This window comes from Brevibacillus sp. JNUCC-41 (assembly GCF_014844095.1).
GTDB classification, from domain to species: Bacteria; Bacillota; Bacilli; order Bacillales; family DSM-1321; genus Peribacillus; species Peribacillus aracenensis.
The window spans coordinates 3113542-3135832 of sequence record NZ_CP062163.1 but is presented as its reverse complement, the minus strand read 5'-3'; the positions used below and the strand labels follow the sequence as shown (position 1 = coordinate 3135832).

General features: G+C 40.2%; 27 protein-coding genes. 12 read left to right on the top strand and 15 right to left on the bottom strand.

Features of this window, described 5'->3' with window-relative positions:
• Positions 1-4 precede the first annotated feature (4 nt).
• The 3 genes from JNUCC41_RS15255 to JNUCC41_RS15245 all read left to right on the top strand — a co-directional run bounded on the left by JNUCC41_RS15255 (position 5) and on the right by JNUCC41_RS15245 (position 1569).
• A complete protein-coding gene (locus tag JNUCC41_RS15255; RefSeq protein WP_192203738.1) occupies positions 5-436 on the top strand; it encodes a GNAT family N-acetyltransferase in 432 nt (143 codons plus the stop codon).
• Positions 437-591: 155 nt separating this feature from the next.
• Entirely contained in the window at positions 592-855 is a 264-nt protein-coding gene (locus tag JNUCC41_RS15250; RefSeq protein ID WP_192203737.1) for a hypothetical protein, read from the top strand.
• A 225-nt stretch (positions 856-1080) separates the two neighbouring features.
• Positions 1081-1569 (top strand): spore coat protein, encoded by a 489-nt coding sequence (locus JNUCC41_RS15245; protein ID WP_192203736.1) that lies wholly within the window; start codon positions 1081-1083, stop codon positions 1567-1569.
• A gap of 57 nt (positions 1570-1626) precedes the next feature.
• Here the strand turns inward: JNUCC41_RS15245 and JNUCC41_RS15240 are convergent, their stop codons facing one another.
• Entirely contained in the window at positions 1627-1923 is a 297-nt protein-coding gene (locus JNUCC41_RS15240; protein ID WP_192203735.1) for a hypothetical protein, read from the bottom strand.
• A 152-nt stretch (positions 1924-2075) separates the two neighbouring features.
• On the opposite strand from JNUCC41_RS15240, the gene JNUCC41_RS15235 reads away from it, so the two are divergent.
• Positions 2076-4349, top strand: coding sequence for an ATP-dependent helicase (locus JNUCC41_RS15235; RefSeq protein ID WP_192203734.1), 2274 nt, complete (start codon positions 2076-2078; stop codon positions 4347-4349).
• Between the two features lie 279 nt (positions 4350-4628).
• Here JNUCC41_RS15235 and JNUCC41_RS15230 read toward each other — a convergent pair whose 3' ends face one another.
• The 9 genes from JNUCC41_RS15230 to JNUCC41_RS15190 form a co-directional block, all read right to left on the bottom strand.
• Positions 4629-4883, bottom strand: coding sequence for a sporulation-specific transcription regulator SpoVIF (locus tag JNUCC41_RS15230; protein ID WP_192203733.1), 255 nt, complete (start codon positions 4881-4883; stop codon positions 4629-4631).
• A 107-nt stretch (positions 4884-4990) separates the two neighbouring features.
• Positions 4991-5137: a YjcZ family sporulation protein gene (locus JNUCC41_RS15225; protein WP_192203732.1), complete on the bottom strand. Its 147-nt coding sequence runs from the start codon at positions 5135-5137 to the stop codon at positions 4991-4993.
• A gap of 101 nt (positions 5138-5238) precedes the next feature.
• On the bottom strand, positions 5239-5595 hold the full coding sequence (gene spoVAE / locus JNUCC41_RS15220) for a stage V sporulation protein AE (protein WP_192203731.1): 357 nt from the start codon (positions 5593-5595) through the stop codon (positions 5239-5241).
• Between the two features lie 16 nt (positions 5596-5611).
• Positions 5612-6637 carry a stage V sporulation protein AD gene (spoVAD, locus tag JNUCC41_RS15215; protein WP_192203730.1) on the bottom strand — a complete coding sequence of 342 codons (1026 nt, stop codon included), beginning with the start codon at positions 6635-6637 and terminating at the stop codon, positions 5612-5614.
• Between the two features lie 3 nt (positions 6638-6640).
• Positions 6641-7111, bottom strand: a complete 471-nt coding sequence (spoVAC, locus tag JNUCC41_RS15210) for a stage V sporulation protein AC (RefSeq protein WP_192203729.1) — start codon at positions 7109-7111, stop codon at positions 6641-6643.
• A 15-nt stretch (positions 7112-7126) separates the two neighbouring features.
• Entirely contained in the window at positions 7127-7624 is a 498-nt protein-coding gene (locus JNUCC41_RS15205; protein WP_192203728.1) for a YhcN/YlaJ family sporulation lipoprotein, read from the bottom strand.
• Positions 7625-7915: 291 nt separating this feature from the next.
• Positions 7916-8281, bottom strand: a complete 366-nt coding sequence (locus JNUCC41_RS15200; RefSeq protein WP_192203727.1) for a DUF1360 domain-containing protein — start codon at positions 8279-8281, stop codon at positions 7916-7918.
• Between the two features lie 14 nt (positions 8282-8295).
• Positions 8296-8871 (bottom strand): hypothetical protein, encoded by a 576-nt coding sequence (locus JNUCC41_RS15195; protein WP_192203726.1) that lies wholly within the window; start codon positions 8869-8871, stop codon positions 8296-8298.
• Between the two features lie 11 nt (positions 8872-8882).
• The gene (locus JNUCC41_RS15190; RefSeq protein ID WP_192203725.1) at positions 8883-9197 is read right to left on the bottom strand and encodes a hypothetical protein; all 315 of its coding nucleotides are present in this window, start codon (positions 9195-9197) and stop codon (positions 8883-8885) included.
• Between the two features lie 218 nt (positions 9198-9415).
• Here JNUCC41_RS15190 and JNUCC41_RS15185 point away from each other — a divergent pair, with 218 nt between their 5' ends.
• From JNUCC41_RS15185 to JNUCC41_RS15175, 3 genes are read left to right on the top strand one after another with little or no spacing between them, the layout of a single operon-like run.
• The gene (locus tag JNUCC41_RS15185; RefSeq protein WP_192203724.1) at positions 9416-10549 is read left to right on the top strand and encodes a GerAB/ArcD/ProY family transporter; all 1134 of its coding nucleotides are present in this window, start codon (positions 9416-9418) and stop codon (positions 10547-10549) included.
• Complete coding sequence (locus JNUCC41_RS15180) at positions 10509-12032, top strand: spore germination protein (RefSeq protein ID WP_228467339.1); 1524 nt, start codon at positions 10509-10511, stop codon at positions 12030-12032. Before JNUCC41_RS15185 ends, JNUCC41_RS15180 begins: the two co-directional genes overlap by 41 nt.
• On the top strand, positions 12029-13207 hold the full coding sequence (locus JNUCC41_RS15175; protein ID WP_192203723.1) for a Ger(x)C family spore germination protein: 1179 nt from the start codon (positions 12029-12031) through the stop codon (positions 13205-13207). Before JNUCC41_RS15180 ends, JNUCC41_RS15175 begins: the two co-directional genes overlap by 4 nt.
• 29 nt (positions 13208-13236) lie before the next feature.
• On the opposite strand, the gene fabI is transcribed toward JNUCC41_RS15175, so the two are convergent.
• Entirely contained in the window at positions 13237-14010 is a 774-nt protein-coding gene (gene fabI, locus JNUCC41_RS15170) for an enoyl-ACP reductase FabI (RefSeq protein ID WP_192203722.1), read from the bottom strand.
• A 134-nt stretch (positions 14011-14144) separates the two neighbouring features.
• Positions 14145-15515, bottom strand: a complete 1371-nt coding sequence (mgtE, locus tag JNUCC41_RS15165; RefSeq protein ID WP_192208173.1) for a magnesium transporter — start codon at positions 15513-15515, stop codon at positions 14145-14147.
• Between the two features lie 122 nt (positions 15516-15637).
• Here mgtE and prpE point away from each other — a divergent pair, with 122 nt between their 5' ends.
• The gene (gene prpE / locus JNUCC41_RS15160) at positions 15638-16381 is read left to right on the top strand and encodes a bis(5'-nucleosyl)-tetraphosphatase PrpE (RefSeq protein ID WP_192203721.1); all 744 of its coding nucleotides are present in this window, start codon (positions 15638-15640) and stop codon (positions 16379-16381) included.
• 77 nt (positions 16382-16458) lie between these two features.
• Here the strand turns inward: prpE and JNUCC41_RS15155 are convergent, their stop codons facing one another.
• Genes JNUCC41_RS15155 through JNUCC41_RS15145 form a run of 3 tightly spaced genes read right to left on the bottom strand, consistent with a single transcriptional unit; the run spans position 16459 to position 18856 of the window.
• The gene (locus JNUCC41_RS15155) at positions 16459-17373 is read right to left on the bottom strand and encodes an RluA family pseudouridine synthase (RefSeq protein ID WP_192203720.1); all 915 of its coding nucleotides are present in this window, start codon (positions 17371-17373) and stop codon (positions 16459-16461) included.
• Positions 17374-17390: 17 nt separating this feature from the next.
• Positions 17391-18185: an NAD kinase gene (locus tag JNUCC41_RS15150; protein ID WP_053534153.1), complete on the bottom strand. Its 795-nt coding sequence runs from the start codon at positions 18183-18185 to the stop codon at positions 17391-17393.
• Between the two features lie 50 nt (positions 18186-18235).
• Complete coding sequence (locus JNUCC41_RS15145; RefSeq protein ID WP_286182086.1) at positions 18236-18856, bottom strand: GTP diphosphokinase; 621 nt, start codon at positions 18854-18856, stop codon at positions 18236-18238.
• Between the two features lie 316 nt (positions 18857-19172).
• Here JNUCC41_RS15145 and JNUCC41_RS15140 point away from each other — a divergent pair, with 316 nt between their 5' ends.
• From JNUCC41_RS15140 to JNUCC41_RS15125, 4 genes are all read left to right on the top strand, one after another.
• Positions 19173-19751: a CYTH domain-containing protein gene (locus JNUCC41_RS15140; RefSeq protein WP_192203718.1), complete on the top strand. Its 579-nt coding sequence runs from the start codon at positions 19173-19175 to the stop codon at positions 19749-19751.
• 22 nt (positions 19752-19773) lie between these two features.
• A complete protein-coding gene (locus tag JNUCC41_RS15135) occupies positions 19774-20442 on the top strand; it encodes a lytic transglycosylase domain-containing protein (protein ID WP_370662521.1) in 669 nt (222 codons plus the stop codon).
• A 226-nt stretch (positions 20443-20668) separates the two neighbouring features.
• Entirely contained in the window at positions 20669-21073 is a 405-nt protein-coding gene (locus JNUCC41_RS15130) for a globin domain-containing protein (RefSeq protein WP_048686552.1), read from the top strand.
• A complete protein-coding gene (locus JNUCC41_RS15125) occupies positions 21070-21963 on the top strand; it encodes a ClpXP adapter SpxH family protein (protein ID WP_192203717.1) in 894 nt (297 codons plus the stop codon). Before JNUCC41_RS15130 ends, JNUCC41_RS15125 begins: the two co-directional genes overlap by 4 nt.
• Positions 21964-22291: the final 328 nt, after the last annotated feature.

The following is a 22291-nucleotide window of genomic DNA, read 5'->3' as shown; positions in this document are numbered from 1 at the left end:
TTTCGTGTTTGTAAAAATCGCAGAGAACAGCCAAGAGCTTGAAAATGCATATATGATTCGAAAAAAAGTGTTCGTCCAAGAACAAAACGTCCCTCTTGAAGAAGAGATCGATGAATATGAACAAGAGTCCACTCATTTCGTTTTATATGATGAGCAGAATCAGCCAATTGGTGCCGGCCGCTTCAGGGTCATTGACAACATCGGTAAAGTACAGCGCATTTGTGTACTATCCTCGGGCCGTAGGAATGGTGCCGGCGCCATGATCATGAATGCCATCGAGGAATACGCCATCGAGCAGGAAGTGCCTCAATTGAAGCTTGATTCCCAGGTGCATGCTATCCCTTTCTATTCAAAATTAGGGTATGAGATCGTATCCGACGAATTCATGGATGCTGGCATTGCTCATAAAACGATGAAGAAAACCATTTTACGATAAAAAAAGCTGTCCTTTCAGTCTTCTGATTGGACAGCTTTTTTTGTTCGTTCATGGACTTATATATCGTTTTATAAAAAAAAACCATTTGCGTCCAATGGCAATCTCCTCAAAAATGCATAGTCTATATATAGAAAGCAAGAAGGAGGGAAAATTTTATGGGTAACAATGATTTTAATCTGGAGGAGTCTCAAAAAAGACTGATGGAACTGCTGGTTTCGAGGACTATGAGAAAATATGGTTTCAAAAGGGAAAAAGTCGATCTAACTGAGAGAGAGAAAAACAACCTTAAAGAAACCATTCGTCATTTACAAGAGCAATCACAAAAAATCATTAACCAAGAAAAGAACATCACGGAACATGATGTTAATCCAGTTACAAATTCCATTCACAATAAATTCACGGATTCCAAAAATAAATGACGCACCATATCACCCTACTTGCTGGCGAGAAATAAGTAAACCGAGACATAGCAGCACATACATTTCATTCCTAAAGCTCCAGCTTCTTTATTAATCATCCCCCACACACTAATACTTTCTCTAAGTATTTAAAAAATAGACGAATTAACTGATTTATTCGTCCAACCCGATTAATCATCAAAGCATATTTTAATAGGGAATAAAACCTAAGGAGGAAAAAACAACATGAACCAAAATGTATATCGTAGCAATTGTAACACTCATGATGATTCTGAAAGATCATGGTCAGCTCTAGATTCCGCTTCCAGACATCCCCTGACAGGATTCTGTAACGAGGAGGAAACACAGATTGACCAAGAGGCAAAACAGGATAATAATCAAGTGCAGCTTTCTGAAGAACTTATTTACATTAAAGATTCTTGTAATGTAAATGTCACTTCAACGGATGTTAAAGCGGCCCTTTCTCTACAAACTGCCCTACAAGCTGCTATCGCGGTCATCGTAAGCATTTCCATTTCAGATTCTGATAATGCTGATAGGATCACTCAAGAATTAATCCAATCTTCTAATGTTAAACAAATCACGCGCCAAAAAACAATTGTTGAAAACAGCCGTGATATCGACATTACAACCACTGATGCACAAGTCGCTTTAAACATCCAACTATTACTGCAACTATTGTTAGCTCTAATCGTGGAAATTGACATTCTTTAAAAAAAATCAACACAAAAAGGACACTTCACGTGTCCTCTTTTGTCTTTCATGGAGAAACTAGACACTTTTGTTGATAAACCTTCCTTTTCCTGTCATTCCAGCCGTAAAATCTTCACTTGCCCTCATGCCCATTTGACCTTTATATGTGCCTGCACCATATGTACTTACCCGATTATTATCTTGAATTTGTAGTAATCCTCCAATGCTTTCCCTTTCCCTTTCCAACATCTGATCAAAACGGATAGGTTGAATGGGTGCCGTCCCTTTAACAATTCTTACTTTCTCTGCAGCTTCGATCGTCCGGTTAGCATATTGAATATAATCAAATTGTGTAACAGGTGCTATGTATCCCATAGTAACCCCTCCTTATATTTAAATAGTAATGTTGTCATTCAATTACCCATCCGGAACCATAATTTAAACATGATTTCCGCATTCTTTTTTCCTGATCTTCTGGTATGATGAGTATTGCCGATATTTTTAATAGATTAGAGGTATCCATTTATATGAATCAAGCAAAATCTGGCAATGAAATCGTACATTTACATACCGTTTCAGCTGGTGAGCTGCAGACACTTTTTGAAAAAGGAAAACGTGATCAGCTTTCTTGTATCATTTGTCATAAACCAGTGAAATTATTTATTGGAATCCATGAGACACCTTATTTTTATCACAGTGACCCGTCGCAGGTACCCTGTGAAATACCCCTTTCAGAACCGATGAACGAGGACAAGCCATTAGAATATGTGGAACAGAACGGATTTAGGATTCCAACATCACGAACCATTACGGAAACGAAAACCATTACAGAACCTTTCCTTAAAAGCCGGCCCATAACCGGCAATCCGAAATATTCAGATAAACCATTGGGTCTTTCACAATCAGAGGAACCATACTTTCAAGAATTATCCTCATCAGGGGTTGTACTCGATGCAGAGCAACTCAAGGCCGTAATGACAATCGATGGTCCAATTCTCGTCCTTTCAGGAGCAGGCAGCGGGAAAACCCGCGTATTGACAGTACGCACTGCCTATATGCTTACAGTGAAAAAAGTTGATCCAAAAAGTATCATGCTTGTAACATTTACGGCAAAATCCGCTAAGGAAATGCAGCAGCGTCTGCTCGGCTATCCCTATATGACGCCTTCCCTTGTTTCTCAAATCGTTAGCGGGACCTTTCATAGCATCTTTTATAAAATCCTCATTTTCCATGAACCAGCCAAATGGCAGCGCGATTTCCTATTGAAGTGGGAATGGGAAAAAGAAAAGGTATTGAAACAGGCTGGCAGGGAACTGGAACTTGATGATAAGGAATTTGCATATGATCAAGCCCTTCAGCAAATCGGACTTTGGAAAAACTCTTTGGCCTTTCCAGAAGATATTCACCCTAAGGACGATTGGGAGAAATCGTGTTTATTTTTATATAAGAAATATGAAGAATATAAACAGCAAACAGGGAAGTATGATTTTGATGATATGCTTGTAGGCTGTTATGTATTTTTAAAAAATCACCCGGATTTTTTAAAGAAATATCAGCAAAGATTTAACTACTTTTTGGTAGATGAATTTCAGGATATCAATAAAGTTCAATATGAATTGATAAAACTCCTCTCTGCTGAATCAAAAAATGTATGTGCAGTTGGAGATGATGATCAATCCATCTATTCATTCCGAGGAAGCGATCCGAAGTATATTTTGAATTTCAATCATGATTTCCCTCAATCCCAAGTTGTGAAGCTTACGGAGAATTACCGCTCTTCCCATGAAATTGTCGCTACAGCGAACCGATTGATCAAGCGCAACCAGAACCGGATGGAGAAAAAGATGAGGGCACAACATGATTCAGGAAACCCTCCTGTTTTATTTTATCCTTATGATGAGGAATTGGAAGCAACGATGATCGTATCCGATATCCAAGAAAAAATATCCAAGGGAGCAAACCCTGGGGACTTTGCAGTATTGTACAGGACACATACGATGTCCAGGGCCATTTTTGAACGACTAGCCGCTTCCAACCTGCCATTCGTCATTGAAAAGGATGCGGATTCGTTTTATCAGCGCAAGGTCATCCGCGGCATGCTTGCCTTTATGCGCTTGAGTTTGCATCCTCATGACAGCAAGGCAGCATCTGATGTCCTATCCTCCTTATTCTTAAAGCAAAGTATATTACAGGAGTTAAAAGCAATGACAATATTGCAGGATTGTGATTTTATCGATGCATTTGCTTTTGTTAAGACAGGACATGCTTTTCAAGAACGAAAATTAAAAACGATTCCAGGACAGATCCGCTCTTTAAAAATTATGTCGCCACTCGTAGCTTTAGAAATCATCGAGAAAGATTTAGGATACCAGGAATATGTAAAGAAACGCGGGAATGATGCGAACCTGGAAAAAGGATCCGATGACATCCGTGACTTAAAGGTGGCAGCAAATCGTTTCCCCACCGTCGCCGCTTTCCTTGAACATGTCGATCATATGACTGCGATGGTACAAGAGATTAAACAGCTATCGAAACATTTTAAGGATGCCATACAGCTTACCACCATACACCGTTCCAAAGGGCTTGAATATAACACGGTTTATGTTCTTGCTGCTGTCGATGGCAGCATTCCTCATGATTTCGCACTTGAATCTTACCGGAAAGGGGAACTATCCCCCCTTGAAGAGGAAAGACGATTGCTCTATGTAGCGGCAACCAGGGCAAAAAAGGACCTTTACCTTTCCATCCTGCAAACTAGACGCGGACGGACCGCCCACCCATCACGTTTTCTGAAGCTTTGACCAAAAGCTGATGCTCTCCATCTTAGGAAATACAAGATGTTCTTATACATGGTCTCTTCCCGAACCATGTATAAGAACAGTTTATACTTTAGATTTTTACTGTTTTATGAAACCCTTACTTAAAATAAGAAATTTGCGACACTCCTGCCGAAAAACAAACTTGCCGGGACATCGCTAGATGCTTATGGCGAGGAGGATTGGCAGGCAGTCGGCAAATTTCTGGAAGCAACTGCAACTTTTTTAAAAAAACTGAAGGCCTGCATGATAGCAGGCCTTTTTTCACTTTTTATTTATCATATTAGAAATAGTACCGAAATCCAGTTTATTCCCTTCAGACACGATGGAATGGACGATTTTATCTTCCGTTTCCTTATTGACCGGTTTGTTCGCAATTTTTGAAACACGCTTAATGACATTTCTAACAGTTGTTTCATCTTTAAAATTGGCTCCTTGCAGCGAGTTTGCCAATTCTAATACATCTTTCATATTTACGCCCGTTTTACCTTCTATGTTCTTAAAAAAGTTATTATCCATACCTAAGCCCCTCCCTTTTCTGTACCTATCCTATGGCATTATCAGAAAAATGGTGCTAGGCCCAAACAAAAAAAAAGAATAGGCTTCTTCTGCCTATTCCTTTTACCTTAACAGCAGAAAGAAGCCCCTACAATGATCAATAGAATAAACAATACAACGATTATCGCAAAAGTGGAACCGCCACCGTAGCCATAACCGCCGCCGTAGCCATAACCGCTGCCGCCACAACAACCGTAGCCACCATAACCAAACATACATATCACCTCGCTCTCGCTAAAGCTTACTGATAACATATGTAGGTCTGGACAAATATGTATAGGCCATGTCCTAGTCCAGGCTGCCTATTTCGGCTAATTCATCCTTTTGGCCTGAAAACCAAAGCTCCGATGAATCCAAAGACGATTGCAGCAGAGATACCGGAACTCGTAATTTCAAACATACCTGTCAGTACGCCAACGAGCCCATGTTTTTCCGATTCCATCATCGCCCCGTTCACCAGCGAGTTCCCAAACGAAACGATCGGTACGGTTGCTCCAGCACCGGCAAAGTCAACTAGCGGCGCATATAAATCAAACCCGCCAAGAACAGCTCCTATTACAACGAACAAGCTTAACGTATGTGCCGGTGTCAGCTTAGCAACATCGAAAAGAAGCTGGCCGACGACACAGATCAAGCCACCGATGACAAAGGCCCAAAAAAACATTGCTAACATCGAAATCTCTCCTTTTTCATGAATTCATCCCATATTCAATGGCCACCGCATGGGCAATGCACGGAATCGTATCTTTTTGCTGGACGGAAAGTGGTGACAATAATGCTCCTGTTGCGACAAGCAGGATTTTTTTATATTTGCCAGAAATCATCTCATTTAATATATGACCGTATAGAACCACTGCCGAACATCCCGCGCCGCTCCCGCCAGCCAAAACAGGCTGATTCTTTTTAAAAATCATCAATCCGCAATCCTTGAATTTTTCCTGATTGATGTCACATCCCTTTTGCTTTAATAAGTCAATCGCTGTCTTCCACCCTATTTGACCTAAATCACCAGTAATGATGAAATCATAATCATCCGGGGTCAAACCAGTATCTTTGAAATGGGCAAGTATCGTATCGACGGCCGCCGGGGCCATCGCTCCCCCCATATTGAAAGGATCTTTCAATCCCATGTCAATGACCTTCCCGATAGTGGCCGAGACAATGTGGGGAAATTCCCCTTGCTCGCTTCCATCAGGAGCAACCAGCGCCACCCCCGCTCCGGTTATCGTCCATTGAGCTGTAGGTGGTTTTTGCCCTCCATATTCAGTTGGATAGCGAAATTGTTTTTCTACAGCTGCATTGTGGCTCGAGGCACCTGTCAACACATAGTTAGCCCCGCCATAATTAGTGATGAAGGCAGCTAGAGCAAGCCCTTCCATTGAAGTGGAACAGGCTCCAAACAAGCCGAAGTATGGAATCCCATTAGTTCTGGCTGCAAAGCTTGTAGGTGTAACCTGATTGATTAAATCACCCGCCAAAAAAAATTGTACCTGTTCCTTGTTGATCTTACCTTTTTCCAATGCAAGCTCAACCGCTTTTTCCATCAAATGTCGATGTGCCTTCTCATATGATTCCTGCTCCATCCACAAATCGTCGTATAGGATATCGAAATCACCCGCGATTTCTCCATTTGCTTCAAATGGCCCGCCTGTTACCCCTGTTTCCAAGATGACCGGTTTATTGGTAAACATCCATGTTTGTTCTCCCTTTAACACCGCTTAGCCCCCACTCATTTGATAAATTGTTTTTATCAACGCCACGACAAAGGCTGAAAATACTCCAAATAAAATGACAGATCCGGCCAATTTAAACATATTGGATCCAACACCAAGTACAAAACCTTCCGTCCGATGTTCGATTGCAGCCGAAATGACTGCGTTACCGAATCCTGTAACAGGGACGGCACTTCCTGCTCCAGCAAACTGGCCAATGCGGTCATAAAATCCGAAACCGGTCATCAAAAGGGCCAGGAACACCATGGTGGCAGTTGTAGGACCACCAGCTGTCTGTTCCGTAAAGTTGAAAAAGTAAATATAGAAGTACGAAATGGCTTGTCCGACCATGCAGAAAATGCCACCTACTAAAAAGGCTTTCAAACAATTCTTCACTATTGGTCTTTTAATTTCATGCTTCCCTTGAAGTTCTTGATATGCATTCTGCTGTGGGGTCGTTTTCTCTTTGCCGCTCATAGCTGAACCTCTCTTCTAAATTAATTCTTTTTGAAGTTCTTCAATTTCGTTGAACTTCTTCCTTGCCTTTTTCTCGGGTACATCTTTTTCTTTGAGTAACTCGTTCAATCTCACAGATTCCAAAAAGATTTTATAATCGCTCGATACGATAAAATCATTTTCGGGAAACTTCTCTTCCAGATTTTTAGTCACATTCTTTTCAATCTTCTTCATATGAAAACGTTGCAGATGCTTAACTTTATAAGCGACGATAATCTTTTTTTCGTTTTTCACGACGATTACGTCATAGATGGAGTCTTCATTAGCAACTGTTTCCTTGACCTTTGAGATCAGTCCCTTTTCATCCTTCCCATCCATTCCATTAATGATATCCATCGGTTCAGGATTCGTACGCTTAATCATTGCTAAATTCTCCGTTTTTCCATCATTCTGATTGCTGCATCCAGTAAGCACATACAAAACAACCATAAAAACCAGTAAGCTGCCCTTAAAATATCTTCCTTGTCTGAACATAGATTCACATCCTAATTTTTCGTTCTATTGTTATTTTCTTGTTTAACTGTTTTTTTATGAATGGTAGGATTAGGAAATAAAAAAAACCTTTCCTAAATGGAAAGGTTTTTTCAATCAATAGCCTTTATTTTTATAGTTGTTATTACAGCCACAGTCTTTCTTGATTTTGACCGGTTGATCTTTTTTAATCGGTTTTGCATATGTCCATGGATTCTGTTTCTGATTCAATTTATGACTCCTCCTTTAAGATCTATACCATACTATATGAACGAAGAGACAAGTTGTTTCCAATCAAATGTCCATAAATTTGCTGATTATGACCTCAATGATTGCGCCTACTGCTGCTACGGCAAGGATAAATGTCAATACGTCGCCAATAAACCAATGTTGGATATAAAGGAAAACCAGAAAAAGGCTAACCCAGACACCCACGCACCAAAAACAGCTTAGCAATTGTCCAATCCAGCCAAGCAGGCCCTTCTCCTTGGGCACTAAAAATATTTCCACATCCCCTTCTTCACTTTTTTCCTCTATCTCTTTAAAAAAGGGGCGGCGCAGCGGCTCCGTGATTTTATCGAAAACGATCAAACGTGTCAGCCTGAAGGAAGCCAATCCTAATATTATAAATAAGGTAAATTCATTTTGTGGGGGAAACATTTAATATTGCTCCTTCACTTAGGTTCTTCAATTATTTTGGCATCGATGAAATCCGGCAGTTCCACGAAACGAATATGCTTCCCTCTTTTAATCTTCACTGATTCCCCTTTCATTCCCAACACATGAAACTGAATCATTTTTCCCTTTACAATAGCCTCACATAATGGCTTTGGAAAACCTTGATGATTGGATAGTCGGGAAATGATTTCGCGGGAAGATTCTTTCTTCTCCACCTTTTTCCTTTTTCTCTTAACTGATTTTTCGTTTTCTGGTTCTATTTGTTCAGGATGTTCCATTTGTTCAACCGGAGTTTGCTCAGGTGCATATTGTTCGGTGATTTTCCTTAATCCCGTAATCTCTTTTTCAATTTCCATCATGGCATCATAAACACCGAATTCCCGTTTGACTTTTTCGATTTTTTCTTCATTTTGCTCGGCTTCCTGTAGTTCGGGTTCAGGCTCAACGCTGTCTTGAGGTGTAGCCTTTTTCGTTCGAAAATCACTTTGCATATTCCCACGCTGATCTGATATTTTTGCTTGATTGACATATAAAAGTGGTTTGGATTCCTTATCGCCATTTTTCTCTGACATGAAAACCCTCCTTAATATTTCAGGATATTCACAGACTGCAGCTGCTCCATATTGTATTGGACAACTTTTTTCCCGAATTTATGCCTTATAAACAAACTGGACTCTTTTTTTTGTTCCAATTTCCCAAACAGTGTACGGTCATTGATGATGAACTTACAAACAGGTTTAGGTGCAAAGGCTGGAAGCCGTGACAACAGCTCCACCAATTCCTCTGCAGTATATGAAGTGCTGATATTTCTTTCAGTACAATCAATATGTCTCTTCAGCGGATTGTGTATGGTTTGTTTTCCAACGGCACTAGGCATACCAACTTTCTTCACGTCCATGATTCCCCTCCTTCTTTTTCACGAATAGGGTTGAAAGAAGTTTTTGCCGATTCTCGCAAATAATGAATATCAGCTCTATGTATCATTTATATGAGATTCGCCCTTCTTTATGCTGGAGATGTGCCGCTCCCTAAAAAAGGACATCAACTTATCTTGGATATGTTGGGGATTAATGGAGAAAACTAAAGCTATCGAGTTATTAAAGGAGTATATTGAAGATGAAAAATAGTGGAAAGATTTCAACCGTACAACTATCTTTAATCATGATGACGGCTGTCGGCTTGAAAAATCATGTAACGATTCTTCCTCATTTGTTACGGGCGGCCAAAAGGGATGCCTGGATTTCTGTTCTACTTGCTTTAGGCCTAATTTTGATTTGGTGTTTTCTCTTATTCTATATCCATAAAGCCACAGGCCAGACAAATATTTTTGTCTGGGTGGAAAAAAATATTGGGAAGGTAACAGGCAGGATTTTATCCTTTACACTGAGTCTCTTTTTCGCTTTTTTGGCTGCGGTTTCATTAAAAGAGATGGTTGTATGGACAAAGATTTCCTATTTGCCCATAACTCCTTCGATATTTGAAATCATCTTATTTACTGGTTTATGCTTTTTCCTTGCCTCAACAAACATACAAACGATCGCTATTGTAAATACATTTGTACTGACGGCCGTCATTGCGTTTGGCTTTTTTGTTGCAATCACGAACATACAATTTAAAGATTATTCACTTTTGAAACCCATGCTTGAAAATGGATGGTCCCCTGTCTTTGCAGGTATTATTTATCCCTTGTCTGGCCTTATCGAATTGATTGTCATACTTTTTATGCAGCAAAAAGTTCATGGAAAACTAAGATTCAAGGTTTTTGCTATAAATACTATCATCCTTACATGGCTTATTCTTGGGCCACTTATTGGCTCCATTGTAGAATTCGGCCCAGTCGAAGCTGCAAGGCAAAAGTATCCTGCCTTTGAGCAATGGGGATTAGTCACATTAGGAAGATTCATTGAGCATCTTGATTTCTTGTCGATTTATCAATGGTTAACTGGAGCCTTTATCCGTGTTTCCTTTTTCCTATTTTTATCACTCGAAGTGCTATCCATTAAAAAGAAGCGAAACAAAATCATATTGCTCCTAACCTATTCTATGTTCCTAATCATTTCTAATTCATTTAACTTCAGCGATATTATTCTATATTCCTTTATAAAAACATTTGTTTTGCCGATTACCTTATATTTCTTATTAGCCGTTTCCATCCTTTTATGTTTATTTGTTTTCTTTAGTAATCGAAGAAAAAGGAGGTCCACATCCGATGTTCAAAAAAAAGAACCGACAACCATCCAGTCCGAATAGGAAACCAGAAAAACCTGATAAACTTGTGATAAAAAATGAATCAGATTTAAAAGAAATCTTTCAAAACTCAGGAGATGTTTTTTTTCAAACCAGTGTATATCGTGATGAGTCACCGATAAAAATTACAGTAATTGGATGTGAAGGACTTGTCGATACTGAATTATTAAATAATCTCGTATTTGAAAGGCTAACATTATTTTTCGAAAAATATCCAAGAGGGAAAATAACAATTGACGAAATAAAAGTTTCACTCCATCTTCCACAGCTTACTGAAGTGAATACCAAGGAAGAGTTGTTCGCAGATATCTACTCTGGAAGATTGTTACTTTACTTAGATGAATTCGGTTTTCTGTTATCTGTAAACATAGCAAATCGCCCTCAACGTAATCCAGAGGAAACATCGTCAGAAGTAACGATAAAAGGACCTAGAGATAATTTTATTGAAGATTTGTCCATCAATGTGGCTTTAATCAGGAAGAGAATGCGTACAAATTCTTTAAGTGTAAAATATTTCGAAGTGGGCAGACGAACTTTGACTAAAGTCGCTGTTTTATATATGGATGATATCACTGAGCCAGATATAGTTCAGCAAATCTCTAAAAAGATTGAAGCAATTGATATAGATGGAATATTTGGAGGAAATCAGTTCATGGTGTTAATTGAAGAACAGCCCTCCATCCTCTTCCCAAGGCATGACTATACAGGTAAGCCTGACTTTGCCGTCCAATGCCTATTAAAAGGCAGGATCTTAATTTTAATTGACGGGGTTGCCTATGCGATGATCACCCCAATCAACCTTTTTATTGTATTAAAAACATCGGAAGACAATGAATACACGTCTATCTATGCTTCCTTTGAAAGGGCTCTTCGACTTTTTGGCATTTTCATCGCCGCTCTTTTACCAGGTTTTTGGGTGGCTTTAACCACCTTTCATCAAGATCAGCTCCCTTTGATCTTGTTGGCTACCGTTGTCGAGTCCAGAAGAGGATTGCCACTTCCTACCGCACTTGAAGCCATTACGATGGTCATCGTCTTTGAAATATTCAAAGAAGCCGGGATGCGGTTACCTACATCAATTGGTCCAACATTAAGTGTATTGGGCGCTTTAATTATTGGGGATGCTGCGATCCGTTCCGGTTTAACAAGTCCTGCCATGCTTGTTGTGATTGCAGGCTCAGCTGTGGCTACTTTTACACTCGTCAATCAATCGATCATTGGGGTCATTAGTTTAATTAGGCTGGTTGCTATTATTTCCGCCTCTTTTTTAGGTCTTTTCGCATTCATCCTTTTAGCGCTATTTCTCTGTGCGTATGTGAGTAATATACGAATATTAGGTGTTCCTTATATGGAAGTATCCGCTAACTTAAGTTGGTCCAATGTTGTAAAAACCCTTTTTCGGGTTCCTCCCTCTTTGGATAAAAAACGCCCTTCTATCTTTTCTTCTAAAGACCCCACGAAGAAAGGCGATGATGGAAAAAAATGAGGAACAGATTCATTCTAATTCTATTATGTGTTTCCGTTCTCTCTGGTTGCTGGGATTCAAATGAACCTGAACGACTTGTTTATGCAAATGGAATAGGGATCGATTATAAGGACGGGCAGGTCGTCGTTCACCTTCAAATCATTAATATGCAAGGGCTGGCAAAATCCGAATCAGGTGGAGATCCCAGCTCCCTAAACGCTGCAGATGTCGGAAGTGCTACTGGAAAGACTCTCGATGAAGCCTTGTTTAATTTATATCATACGTCAGATCGACGTATTTATTGGGGACATCTTTCCTTTGTTATTTTATCGGAAGAAGCCATTAAAACTGGTAACTTCAAAAATACGCTTGATTTATTGGACCGTTATCGCGAAACACGCTACAGAATTTACTTTTTTATGACTAAGGGTGCGGTTAAAGATGCCATGCTTATTTCCCCTATCGAAAACATTTCCATGGCTTTTTCAAAATTAAGCGATCCAAAGGGGAACTATAATCAAAGCTCTTTCATCCCACCGATAAATTTAAGAGAGATTCTCATTGAGCTGGACGAACCTGCTTATTACGTTTCAATTCCCCAACTAAAGATTACGGAGCAATGGACCGGGCAGAAAGAAAAAAAGAAGGATTTATTAATGGAAAACATCGCTGTTATTTCAGAAAATAAAATAAATGCCATTCTGCCTAAAAAGGTGATGAATGGTGCAAGATTAGTGAACAAACAATTTGTTCGTGATAACGTTACCCTTTTCCCTGGAACGGAAAGGAACACATCAATTATTGTGTACGATAAGAAGACTAAGATAACACCTATCGTAGAAAAAAACGGAAAAGTTCGTTTTCATATAAAAATGAAGATTAAAGCAAGTGTTGACATGTTGAAAAGTGGCATAACACGCAAAGAATATGAAAAGGAATTAATACGCTCTATCAAGAAAGAAATAAAATACACATATCAATATACACAAAAAAGAGGGCTGGACCTGTTTAGGTTATCGAAAACACTTTATCGAGAGGATATTAAAACTTGGAAAAAAATCGAAACAGGAGGAAGGATTCCTTTAGATGAAGATTCGATTAAGTCGATTAAGATTGAAGTAATTCTTCAAGATACCGGAAAACAAACATTAACACCAATCTTTGATGAACAGGATGATAAAAGTTCAAAAAATTAAAAAGGGGACCTTAAAGAGTCCCCTTTTTATCATCCAATTATATGATAACCGGAATCCACATGGATATTTTCCCCGGTAATTCCGCGGGACATGTCACTTAATAAAAATACTGCCGTATCCCCTACTTCTTCCGGAGTGGTTGTACGACGAAGCGGTGCTTCTTCCTCAATCTTCTTTAAAATTGTATTGAAGTCACGGACACCTTTAGCGGATAAGGTACGGATTGGACCGGCTGAAATTGCATTCACTCGGATGTTATCTTTGCCAAGATCACTTGACAGGTAACGGACATTGGCTTCTAGTGAGGCCTTGGCCACTCCCATTACATTATAATTTGGCATGACCCGTTCACCGCCAAGATACGTCATTGTGACAATACTGCCGCCTTCAGTCATGATTTCCTTCGCCGCTTTAGCTACAGCCGTCAATGAGAATGAACTGATATTATGGGCAAGCAAGAACCCTTCACGGCTCGTGTTGACGAACTCACCGTCCAGCTCTTCCTTGTTAGCAAATGCGACACTGTGTACCAAGCCATGAATGATACCTGTTTCTTCCTTAATCGCCGCAAAACATTCATCAATGCTTTCATCCTTCGTTACATCACATTGTAAAATGGTGGAAGGCTCCCCTTCCAATGTAGAAGATAGTTCCCTAACGCTTTTTTCCGTACGGTCTTTTCCGTAAGTGAAGATCAGCTTTGCACCTGCTTTATGTAAGGAACGGGCAACTCCCCATGCAATACTTCTTTTATTCGCAACACCCATTATGACAAACGTTTTTCCTTCTAATGAAAAAGTCATCGTATGTGACCTCCTATTTTTAATACAAGTTATTAGTACCTGCTACTAATGATAGTATATCAAAATTCCTTTGATAAAAATACCGTTTTCTAAAGTCCTGTGGGAATGGCCCTCCAAAGAGGGCCTCCTTGGACTTATAGTAGATAGCCCATTAATAAAGTTGCTAATCCGAAATAAATAAGAATACTGATGAGGTCGTTGATTGTTGTAATGAAAGGACCTGAAGCTACCGCTGGGTCGATTTTCATTTTATGCATGAGAAGAGGGACGATTGAACCGGCAAGTGTGGCAACGATCAGAGTTATGAAAATGGAAATTCCGACCAATAACCCTAACATTAAATCACCTTGCCAAAAATAGACAATGAAAATGATGGCAATTCCGCATGTCAGGCCAATAATAAGGCCAGTTCCAGCCTCTCGAAGGACCAGTTTCCACTTGCTTTCCTGTTCTAATTCACCTGTTGCGATTCCTCTGACTGCTACTGCCAATGCTTGTGTTCCTGTATTTCCAGCCATGCCGCCTATCAATGGAATAAATACAGCAAGAATCGCTTTTTGGCTTAGTATCTCTTCGAATCGGCCGATCAAGCTTGCAGTCAGCAAGCCTAAAAACAAAAGGATGACCAACCATGGCAGCCGTTTTTTTGCAGCGGAAAAGGGACTCTTATCAACATGATCAAGATCAGAAATACCTGCCAATTTAGAATAGTCATCGGATGCCTCTTCATCCATGACGTCAATGATATCATCAACGGTTATAATCCCCAATAAATGGTTTTGGAAATCGACGACCGGCACGGCAAGGAAGTTATAATCCCTTATTTTTCGTGCCACCTCTTCCTGGTCTTCAGATACAGGGACGGAAACTACCCTATCATCCATTAAATCACCGATTAAAGCATCTTCATCAGCAATGATCAATGTCCTGAGAGATAAAACACCAAGCAGCTTCTTATCCCGATCGGTAACGAACACATAATAAATCGTTTCCGCTTCCGGAGCTTCCCTTTTTAAGATTTGCATGGCTGATTGAGCGGTTTCATTTGCTTCAATGGCAATGAATTCTGTCGTCATGATACTTCCTGCCGTAGATTCCTCATAGTTCAGAAGCTCCTGGATTTCACTTGCCGCTTCATCATCCATGATGGTCAAATAGCTGACGGCCTGCTCATCATTGATTTCATTCAGGACGTCAGCCGCATCATCCGCGTACATATTGGAAAGCATATCGGCTGCATAAGAAGGATTCATTTCAGCCAACAGGCTTTCGTAATCCTCTTCATCAATTTCTATATTTTCAAAAAGGTCCGCCATTTCTTCCGGTGACAAATATGTGTAAACGACGGATCTGAATTCATCTGACAAGCTTGTATAAAATTGAGCCTGATCATATGGATGCATTTCAAGGAACTCCGTACGGAACTGATCTAGACTTTCCGTTTTAAGCGCTTCAAGCAAAAGCTCGTTATTCATTTGACTATTCTCCCGCTCTCGGTCCTTCATCTCCTCCATAACCATACACCTCCTAAAACATATTTTTTCATTTCCTCGTTTATATTTTATTTTTTTAAATAATACTATACTAATACCATAAACATATACAAAACAAACAAAGGGTGTGTCAAATGAACATCGATATCATAGGGGACATTCATGGATGTTTCGCTGAATTCAGGCAGCTGACCGAAAAAATGGGCTATACATGGAAGACTGGGTTTCCTGTACATCCCTCCGGAAGAATTCTCGGCTTTGTAGGGGATTTAACCGATCGCGGCCCAAATTCCCTTCAAGTAATAGAGGTTGTCCATGAATTAGTCATAAACCAAAATATAGCAAGGTATGCCCCAGGTAACCACTGCAATAAATTGTATCGTTATTTTTCAGGCAATAAAGTTCAAATATCACACGGTTTAGAGACTACCGTAGCTGAATATGAATCACTGAACATTCGGGATCAGAAGAAGATCCGAAAAAAGTTCATGGATCTGTATGAACGTTCCCCACTTTATCAACTCATTGATGAAGGGCGGTTGATCATTGCCCATGCAGGAATTCGCAGTGACTATATTGGCCAATATAGCAATAAGGTAAAGACCTTTGTCCTCTATGGTGATATCAATGGCTCCAAACACCCCGATGGGTCACCGGTCAGAAAAGACTGGGCCCAATCATACAAAGGGGAAACATGGATCGTATATGGACATACACCAGTCCCTGAAGCTAGAAGAGTCAATCATACTTATAATATTGATACAGGCTGCGTCTTCGGTGGAAAACTGACAGCTGTCCGTTATCCCGAAATGGATCTTCAAGAGGTGCCTTCTTCCATGCCATATATAGCGGAAAAATTCAGGACATCTTTTGATTAACCAAAAAAACTCGCCATCTTGGTGAGTTTTTTTTGCGTCTATGAAGTGGTTTCGTTTAATGCAGCCCGGATACAAAGTCAGGAATCCCATTCTTTACTTCCCTCGAGCAAGCGGGTCATATCTTCTGGTAACTCTTCTTGAAATACCATCATCTTCTTCGTGAAAGGATGTAAAAATTTCAATTCAAAACAATGAAGGGCTTGGCGAGGGATACCTCTCCTGTTCCCTCCATATAAATCATCACCAGCCAGCGGGTGACCAATATGCGCCATATGGACCCTGATTTGATGTGTACGCCCTGTCCTGAGTTCCAAATTAAGGAATGTATGGGACCCTGTATGTGCCAATACCTTAAATAGAGTACAGGCATACCGGCCATCCTGCCTGACTTCCCGTTCAATGATGCTGGTCGATTTTCGTCCGATTGGCGCCACTATCTCTCCTACAGGTCCTTCAACGATTCCTTCAGCTACGGCTTGGTATCTCCGTTTAACCTGTCCAGATTTTTGCTGCTCACTTAAAAGGTGATGGATATGCCGATGCTTGGCAATTAAAACCAAACCTGATGTATCCCGGTCAAGACGTGTAACTATATGAATCGTCGCCTGTATTCCCGTCTTCCTATAATAACCCGCCAAGCCATTCGCCAAACTGCCGTTGGGATGCTCGCGGGAAGGAATGGTATTCATGGAAGGGGGCTTGGCCACCACCAATACAAACTCATCTTCATATCTGACATTCAGGGGGATGGGTTCCGGCAAAAGGCCTTCGCTTGCCTGCTCCGGCGGAAATATGACGGTGACGATGTCACCCGTTTCAATCCGTTCCCTCACAGTTACTTCTTCGCCGTTCAACTGGATATATCCACCTTTAAACTTAATATCCGTTAATGCTCGTTTTGAAATATCGCATTTGCGGAGAAACTCTCGCAATAAAGAGCCAGAGTCCTCTTCAAAAACCGACCAGGTCAAAGAAAAGTTTTGATTTGACATGAGGTGAATCTATCTCCTTAATTAGCAATAAATGAATCATGCACTCTTTTCCAGAAAGGAAAAGGGCGGAATCTGGCAAATCGGATCTTTTCATCTGCCACTCGGCACTGTATTGACTTTACATTTTCCTGAAGCAAGGACAAATGGTCGACCGTAATTTGAAAATTGACCGCATTGACCGGCCTGAACATACACGTATGATGTGCCGGCAGCAGAAGCGGAGATCCTACGGTCCTAAACACCCGGTTATTAATAGATGCCAATTCGGTTATCTGGATGGCATCGATTGATGGATGGACGATGGCCCCGCCAAGCGCCTTATTATATGCCGTGCTTCCAGATGGCGTCGCAATGCATAACCCATCTCCACGGAACGTCTCGAAATGCTGGCCGCGTATTTCAACGTCCATGACGAGCGTCCCTTCCACACTTTTGACCGTCGATTCATTCAAAGCCAAAAATCTTGCTTCCCGTCCTCCATGCTGATAACGGACAATCGTTTCGAGCAGTGGATATTCCACTATTTGAAATGGGGTTTTCGCTAAAGCTATCACCAATTTTTCAATTTCATCAGGGGTCCAATCTGCATAAAAACCAAGATGTCCTGTATGTACACCTACAAAGGCAGTTTTATCCAATCGATTCTTATAACGGTGAAAAGCATATAATAAAGTGCCATCACCACCGACAGAAATGACAATATCCGGCTGATCTTCGTCATATTCCAAATGAAAGTCCTGAAGATACGTACGCATCCTTTGCATTAAAGTATTCGATTTCGCATCTCCTTTTGACGTTATCGCAAATTTCATGTAATACCACCTCACAAATTAGATTTCTTCTCGTTTACCCATTGATGCGTTCAAGAATCTTTCTTCCTGAAAAAAAGACGCTGTGCTTCCTGGATTTCCGTACGGATTTGCGACATCTCTGCATCAAGCAGGAAGGCTGCTTCCGCTGCACGTTTGAGTCGCAATTGAATATCTTCCGGGAAAATGCCTTTATATTTATAATTTAAAGAATGTTCGATCGTCGCCCAAAAATTCATCGCAAGAGTCCTGATTTGTATTTCGGCAAGGATATTTTTTTCGCCATGGATCGTCTGGACCGGATAGCGGATTACAACATGATAAGAACGATAGCCGCTTGCTTTTTTATGGGAAATATAATTCCTCTCCTCAACTATCTCGAAGTCATTGCGACCTCGTAATAGTTCAACTACCTGTTCGATATCATCCACGAACTGGCACATCATGCGAAGCCCTGCAATATCCTGGATTTCAGTTCCCAATTTATCAATGGGAATATCCTTCAGGCTCGCCTTATCCAAAATGCTGACAATCGGCTTTACCCTTCCTGTTACAAATTCGATCGGCGAGTGAATATTCTCTCTCTCAAACTGTTTCCTTAATCCCTTTAGCTTAACCTTTAATTCTTCGACAGCCTGAGTATAAGGCGCCAAGAAATCGTCCCAACTCTCCATTGCCACACCACCTATATCTATCTAAAAAGCGCCTGTTCAACTCTGGTATGGGCAGAACGCTCTCCTAAATCCAGCAGTCACATGACTTTATGTCAATTCACCGCTGGATCCTATTTCTTTTTCTAGCAAAAAGTATGTATTAAATTCCTATATATACGATAATCCATTTTTCGTGCTCAACGTTTATATTTTATCATATCCTGCAATTGATTCCTAAATATTCAAGTACAATAGCAAAAAATTATTGAATTCAATTTGACAGCTGGAATGGTTCTTATATGATTAACCTAAGAATCAACCAGAAAGGATGGAGCACATGAACCAGCATATTGAAATTGAATTTAAAAACCTTTTAAGCGAAAAAGAATTTCGTCAACTGATCGAATACTTTCATCTTGGGGCATCGAACTTTAAAACCCAGAAAAATCATTACTTCGATACACTTGGATTCACTTTAAAAAACCTAGATTCCGCGCTTAGGATCCGGGAGAAAAACGGGCGATACGAGCTGACTTTAAAACAGCCCGCAACAGAGGGACTATTGGAAACGAATCAAGATATTCCTGAAGGAACCGCATATGCATTTCTGAATCATAATACGTTCCCTGATGGCGAGATCCAACATCTAATCCTCGAATGCGGAATTGATCCAAAAGATATTACCTGTTTTGGGACACTAAAGACAGACCGCCTTGAATTTCCTTACAAAGAGGGTTTACTTGTTTTAGATCATAGTTCGTATTTGAATCAGGAAGACTTTGAGCTTGAATATGAAGTGACGGATGCAAAAGCAGGGAAAAAAAACTTCCTGAATCTCCTTGAAACCCTTCAAATTCCAGTAAGGGAAACCGAAAATAAGGTTAAGAGGTTTTATCGCGCCAAATTCCAGGAATAATCCTGTTTGAACCCATTCGGAGGTGGAGAGTTTGAAAATCCAAGATTTCAAAACGTTTATGGAATTGCAGGCAATCCAGCAATTCACAAATAGCAGCATCACAGGGGAAAATTCATCTCGATCCGTTTTCCAGGACATGCTCTCGGAACTGGTTTCGGGTGATGCTCTTGAAAGCTCTTCGCAGAAATTGGGTTCCTTATTATCCAATGTTGAAGCTGAAACGAAATCCTTTCTTCAACCCAGCAGCCTAACAGCCCTGAACATCAACCCGATATCCGCTGCCAATGCTAACAAACAGAGCAGCAGCGAAACCGCCAAAAACTATGATCATATCATCAGCCAGGCAGCCAGTTTATATAATCTTCCGGAAAAACTGATTAAGTCTGTCATTAAACAAGAATCGAACTTCAACCCTGAAGCCACCAGTTATGCGGGTGCAGCTGGCCTTATGCAGTTAATGCCAGCAACTGCAAGAAGCCTTGGGGTGGATGATGCAACCGATCCAGAACAAAACATCATGGGCGGGAGTAAATATTTAAGTCAAATGATGGAACGATATGACGGGGACATCCAGGTTGCCCTTGCTGCTTATAATGCAGGGCCAGGAAATGTCGATAAATATAACGGCATCCCGCCCTTTAAAGAAACTCAGAATTATGTTCAAAAAGTTTATGGCACATTTTTAAGTTAAAACAAGCTGACCCTGTTTATTTGTGACGGGTCGGTTTTTTCATGTCTATATATATTCTTCCCCAGAACAAATGGGAAAGCCCCTCCAAAGGTGTAATTTCCGATCATTCCCCTGTGTCATACTACAGATGTAAAATTTTCTTTAAGCTATATATTTGTTATATCAGTACGTCATTGATAAAATATGAATAAATATCAACCATCTTTCTTTAAAAGGAGTAATCAACATGATGCAAGGGAACCCTACACCATATGAATTAATTGGAGAAGGGCAATTACACAAATTAATTGATGTGTTTTACTCCAACGTTAGTCAGCACCCGGATCTGCAGCCAATATTCCCTGACGATTTAACTGAAACGGTCCGTAAGCAAAAACAATTTATGACTCAATATTTAGGCGGTCCCTCTTTATATACCGAAGAGCATGGCCATCCTATGTTGCGGGCTCGACATATACCTTTTGAAATTACGCCAGAACGTGCGAAAGCATGGCTCTCATGCATGTATCAAGCTATGGACGAAGTTGGCCTTGAGGGTGAGATTAGAGAGTTTTTCTATCACCGCCTCTATTTGACGGCACAGCATATGATCAATACATCCGGAACTGACGGGAAAGGAGAAGGCAGTTGAGCGCACAAAAACCAGTTTTCAATATTTCCGATTGGATCAAGACGCAGCATTGCTATGATATAGGAAAAAAGCCAATTGAAATTTATGTTTTTGTTGATCCGCTTTGTCCCGAATGCTGGGGCTTAGAACCAATTATTAGGAAATTACAGATAGAATATGGCCAATTGTTCAGCTTACGCCATGTTTTAAGCGGTAAAATCGATTCTCTTAATATGGGGAAAAATAAAAATTATGAAAACATTGCTCAGGTTTGGGAAAAGACAGCCAGCCGCTCGGGAATGTCCTGCGACGGGAGCCTTTGGTCTGAAAACCCAATCTCTTCTCCATATACAGCTTCCATCGCAATAAAAGCAGCGGAATTGCAGGGGCGTAAATTAGCCATTCGCTTTTTAAGGCAGCTTCAAGAATATGTATTCATAGGGAAAAAGGATATATCCAATATCGAAGTCTTGACCGAATGTGCCAAAATGGTTGGTCTGGATGTAGAGGAATTCCTTTATGACATCAATTCTTCCAGTGCAGCCAAAGGCTTTCAATGTGACATGAAAATCACTAACGAAATGGAAGTGACGGAAATACCTTCCCTTGTCTTTTTCAATCAAAATATTGAAGAAGAGGGAATAAAAGTTTCAGGTGTCTATTCTTACGAGGTATATGTTCAAATTTTAGAAGATATGCTCAATGGTCTGCCAGCCCCTGCAAACCCCCCCTCTCTCGAAGAATTTTTAAGCTGTTTCAATCTAGTGGCCACAAAGGAAATTGAAACTGTTTATAATATGAATAAGAGTAACGTCGAGTTGGAAATGAAAAAGCTTGTTTTAAAACAGTTGGCAGAAAAGATTCCTGCTAAATACGGAACGTTTTGGAGATATACAAAGAAGCAGTCATGAATTTGACTGCTTTTTTGTTTAAAACCACGCAAATCAAAAGATTGCATGGTTTTTTTTATAAGAAAATAAGGGGATGGGAGAAATTTTTCACGATCAAACAAAGGGGTATAAGTTTGTTTGTGATTCGCTTCACAATAAATAATATAACAGATAACTCAGTTATGTTTCAACTGTTTGTGTAACATTTCACAATTTGTTCACAATATATTTTTCATTTTTTAATTATTGTTTCTTTTATATATAGCTAAATAAGAGCCCATTTAAGTTTAAAGCCATAAGTGTTTTTTATATCTGATAAGCAAGGGAATGAATTTAATTGTGAAACAAA

What these genes read in the sequence shown, in the direction of transcription:
- fabI (WP_192203722.1), bottom strand. Translation starts at nt 14,010, where the DNA reads ATGACTTTTTCATTAGAAGGAAAAACGTTTGTCATAATGGGTGTTGCG.
- JNUCC41_RS15190 (WP_192203725.1), bottom strand. Translation starts at nt 9,197, where the DNA reads ATGGACGTGAAGAAAGTTGGTATGCCTAGTGCCGTTGGAAAACAAACC.
- JNUCC41_RS15130 (WP_048686552.1), top strand. Translation starts at nt 20,669, where the DNA reads ATGATGCAAGGGAACCCTACACCATATGAATTAATTGGAGAAGGGCAA.
- JNUCC41_RS15180 (WP_228467339.1), top strand. Translation starts at nt 10,509, where the DNA reads ATGTTCAAAAAAAAGAACCGACAACCATCCAGTCCGAATAGGAAACCA.
- JNUCC41_RS15235 (WP_192203734.1), top strand. Translation starts at nt 2,076, where the DNA reads ATGAATCAAGCAAAATCTGGCAATGAAATCGTACATTTACATACCGTT.
- JNUCC41_RS15150 (WP_053534153.1), bottom strand. Translation starts at nt 18,185, where the DNA reads ATGAAATTTGCGATAACGTCAAAAGGAGATGCGAAATCGAATACTTTA.
- JNUCC41_RS15225 (WP_192203732.1), bottom strand. Translation starts at nt 5,137, where the DNA reads ATGTTTGGTTATGGTGGCTACGGTTGTTGTGGCGGCAGCGGTTATGGC.
- JNUCC41_RS15155 (WP_192203720.1), bottom strand. Translation starts at nt 17,373, where the DNA reads ATGTCAAATCAAAACTTTTCTTTGACCTGGTCGGTTTTTGAAGAGGAC.
- spoVAE (WP_192203731.1), bottom strand. Translation starts at nt 5,595, where the DNA reads ATGTTAGCAATGTTTTTTTGGGCCTTTGTCATCGGTGGCTTGATCTGT.
- JNUCC41_RS15245 (WP_192203736.1), top strand. Translation starts at nt 1,081, where the DNA reads ATGAACCAAAATGTATATCGTAGCAATTGTAACACTCATGATGATTCT.
- JNUCC41_RS15185 (WP_192203724.1), top strand. Translation starts at nt 9,416, where the DNA reads ATGAAAAATAGTGGAAAGATTTCAACCGTACAACTATCTTTAATCATG.
- JNUCC41_RS15230 (WP_192203733.1), bottom strand. Translation starts at nt 4,883, where the DNA reads ATGGATAATAACTTTTTTAAGAACATAGAAGGTAAAACGGGCGTAAAT.
- JNUCC41_RS15205 (WP_192203728.1), bottom strand. Translation starts at nt 7,624, where the DNA reads ATGTTCAGACAAGGAAGATATTTTAAGGGCAGCTTACTGGTTTTTATG.
- spoVAC (WP_192203729.1), bottom strand. Translation starts at nt 7,111, where the DNA reads ATGAGCGGCAAAGAGAAAACGACCCCACAGCAGAATGCATATCAAGAA.
- JNUCC41_RS15145 (WP_286182086.1), bottom strand. Translation starts at nt 18,856, where the DNA reads ATGGAGAGTTGGGACGATTTCTTGGCGCCTTATACTCAGGCTGTCGAA.
- JNUCC41_RS15240 (WP_192203735.1), bottom strand. Translation starts at nt 1,923, where the DNA reads ATGGGATACATAGCACCTGTTACACAATTTGATTATATTCAATATGCT.
- JNUCC41_RS15175 (WP_192203723.1), top strand. Translation starts at nt 12,029, where the DNA reads ATGAGGAACAGATTCATTCTAATTCTATTATGTGTTTCCGTTCTCTCT.
- JNUCC41_RS15250 (WP_192203737.1), top strand. Translation starts at nt 592, where the DNA reads ATGGGTAACAATGATTTTAATCTGGAGGAGTCTCAAAAAAGACTGATG.
- JNUCC41_RS15195 (WP_192203726.1), bottom strand. Translation starts at nt 8,871, where the DNA reads ATGTCAGAGAAAAATGGCGATAAGGAATCCAAACCACTTTTATATGTC.
- JNUCC41_RS15140 (WP_192203718.1), top strand. Translation starts at nt 19,173, where the DNA reads ATGAACCAGCATATTGAAATTGAATTTAAAAACCTTTTAAGCGAAAAA.
- mgtE (WP_192208173.1), bottom strand. Translation starts at nt 15,515, where the DNA reads ATGAAGGACCGAGAGCGGGAGAATAGTCAAATGAATAACGAGCTTTTG.
- JNUCC41_RS15200 (WP_192203727.1), bottom strand. Translation starts at nt 8,281, where the DNA reads ATGTTTCCCCCACAAAATGAATTTACCTTATTTATAATATTAGGATTG.
- prpE (WP_192203721.1), top strand. Translation starts at nt 15,638, where the DNA reads ATGAACATCGATATCATAGGGGACATTCATGGATGTTTCGCTGAATTC.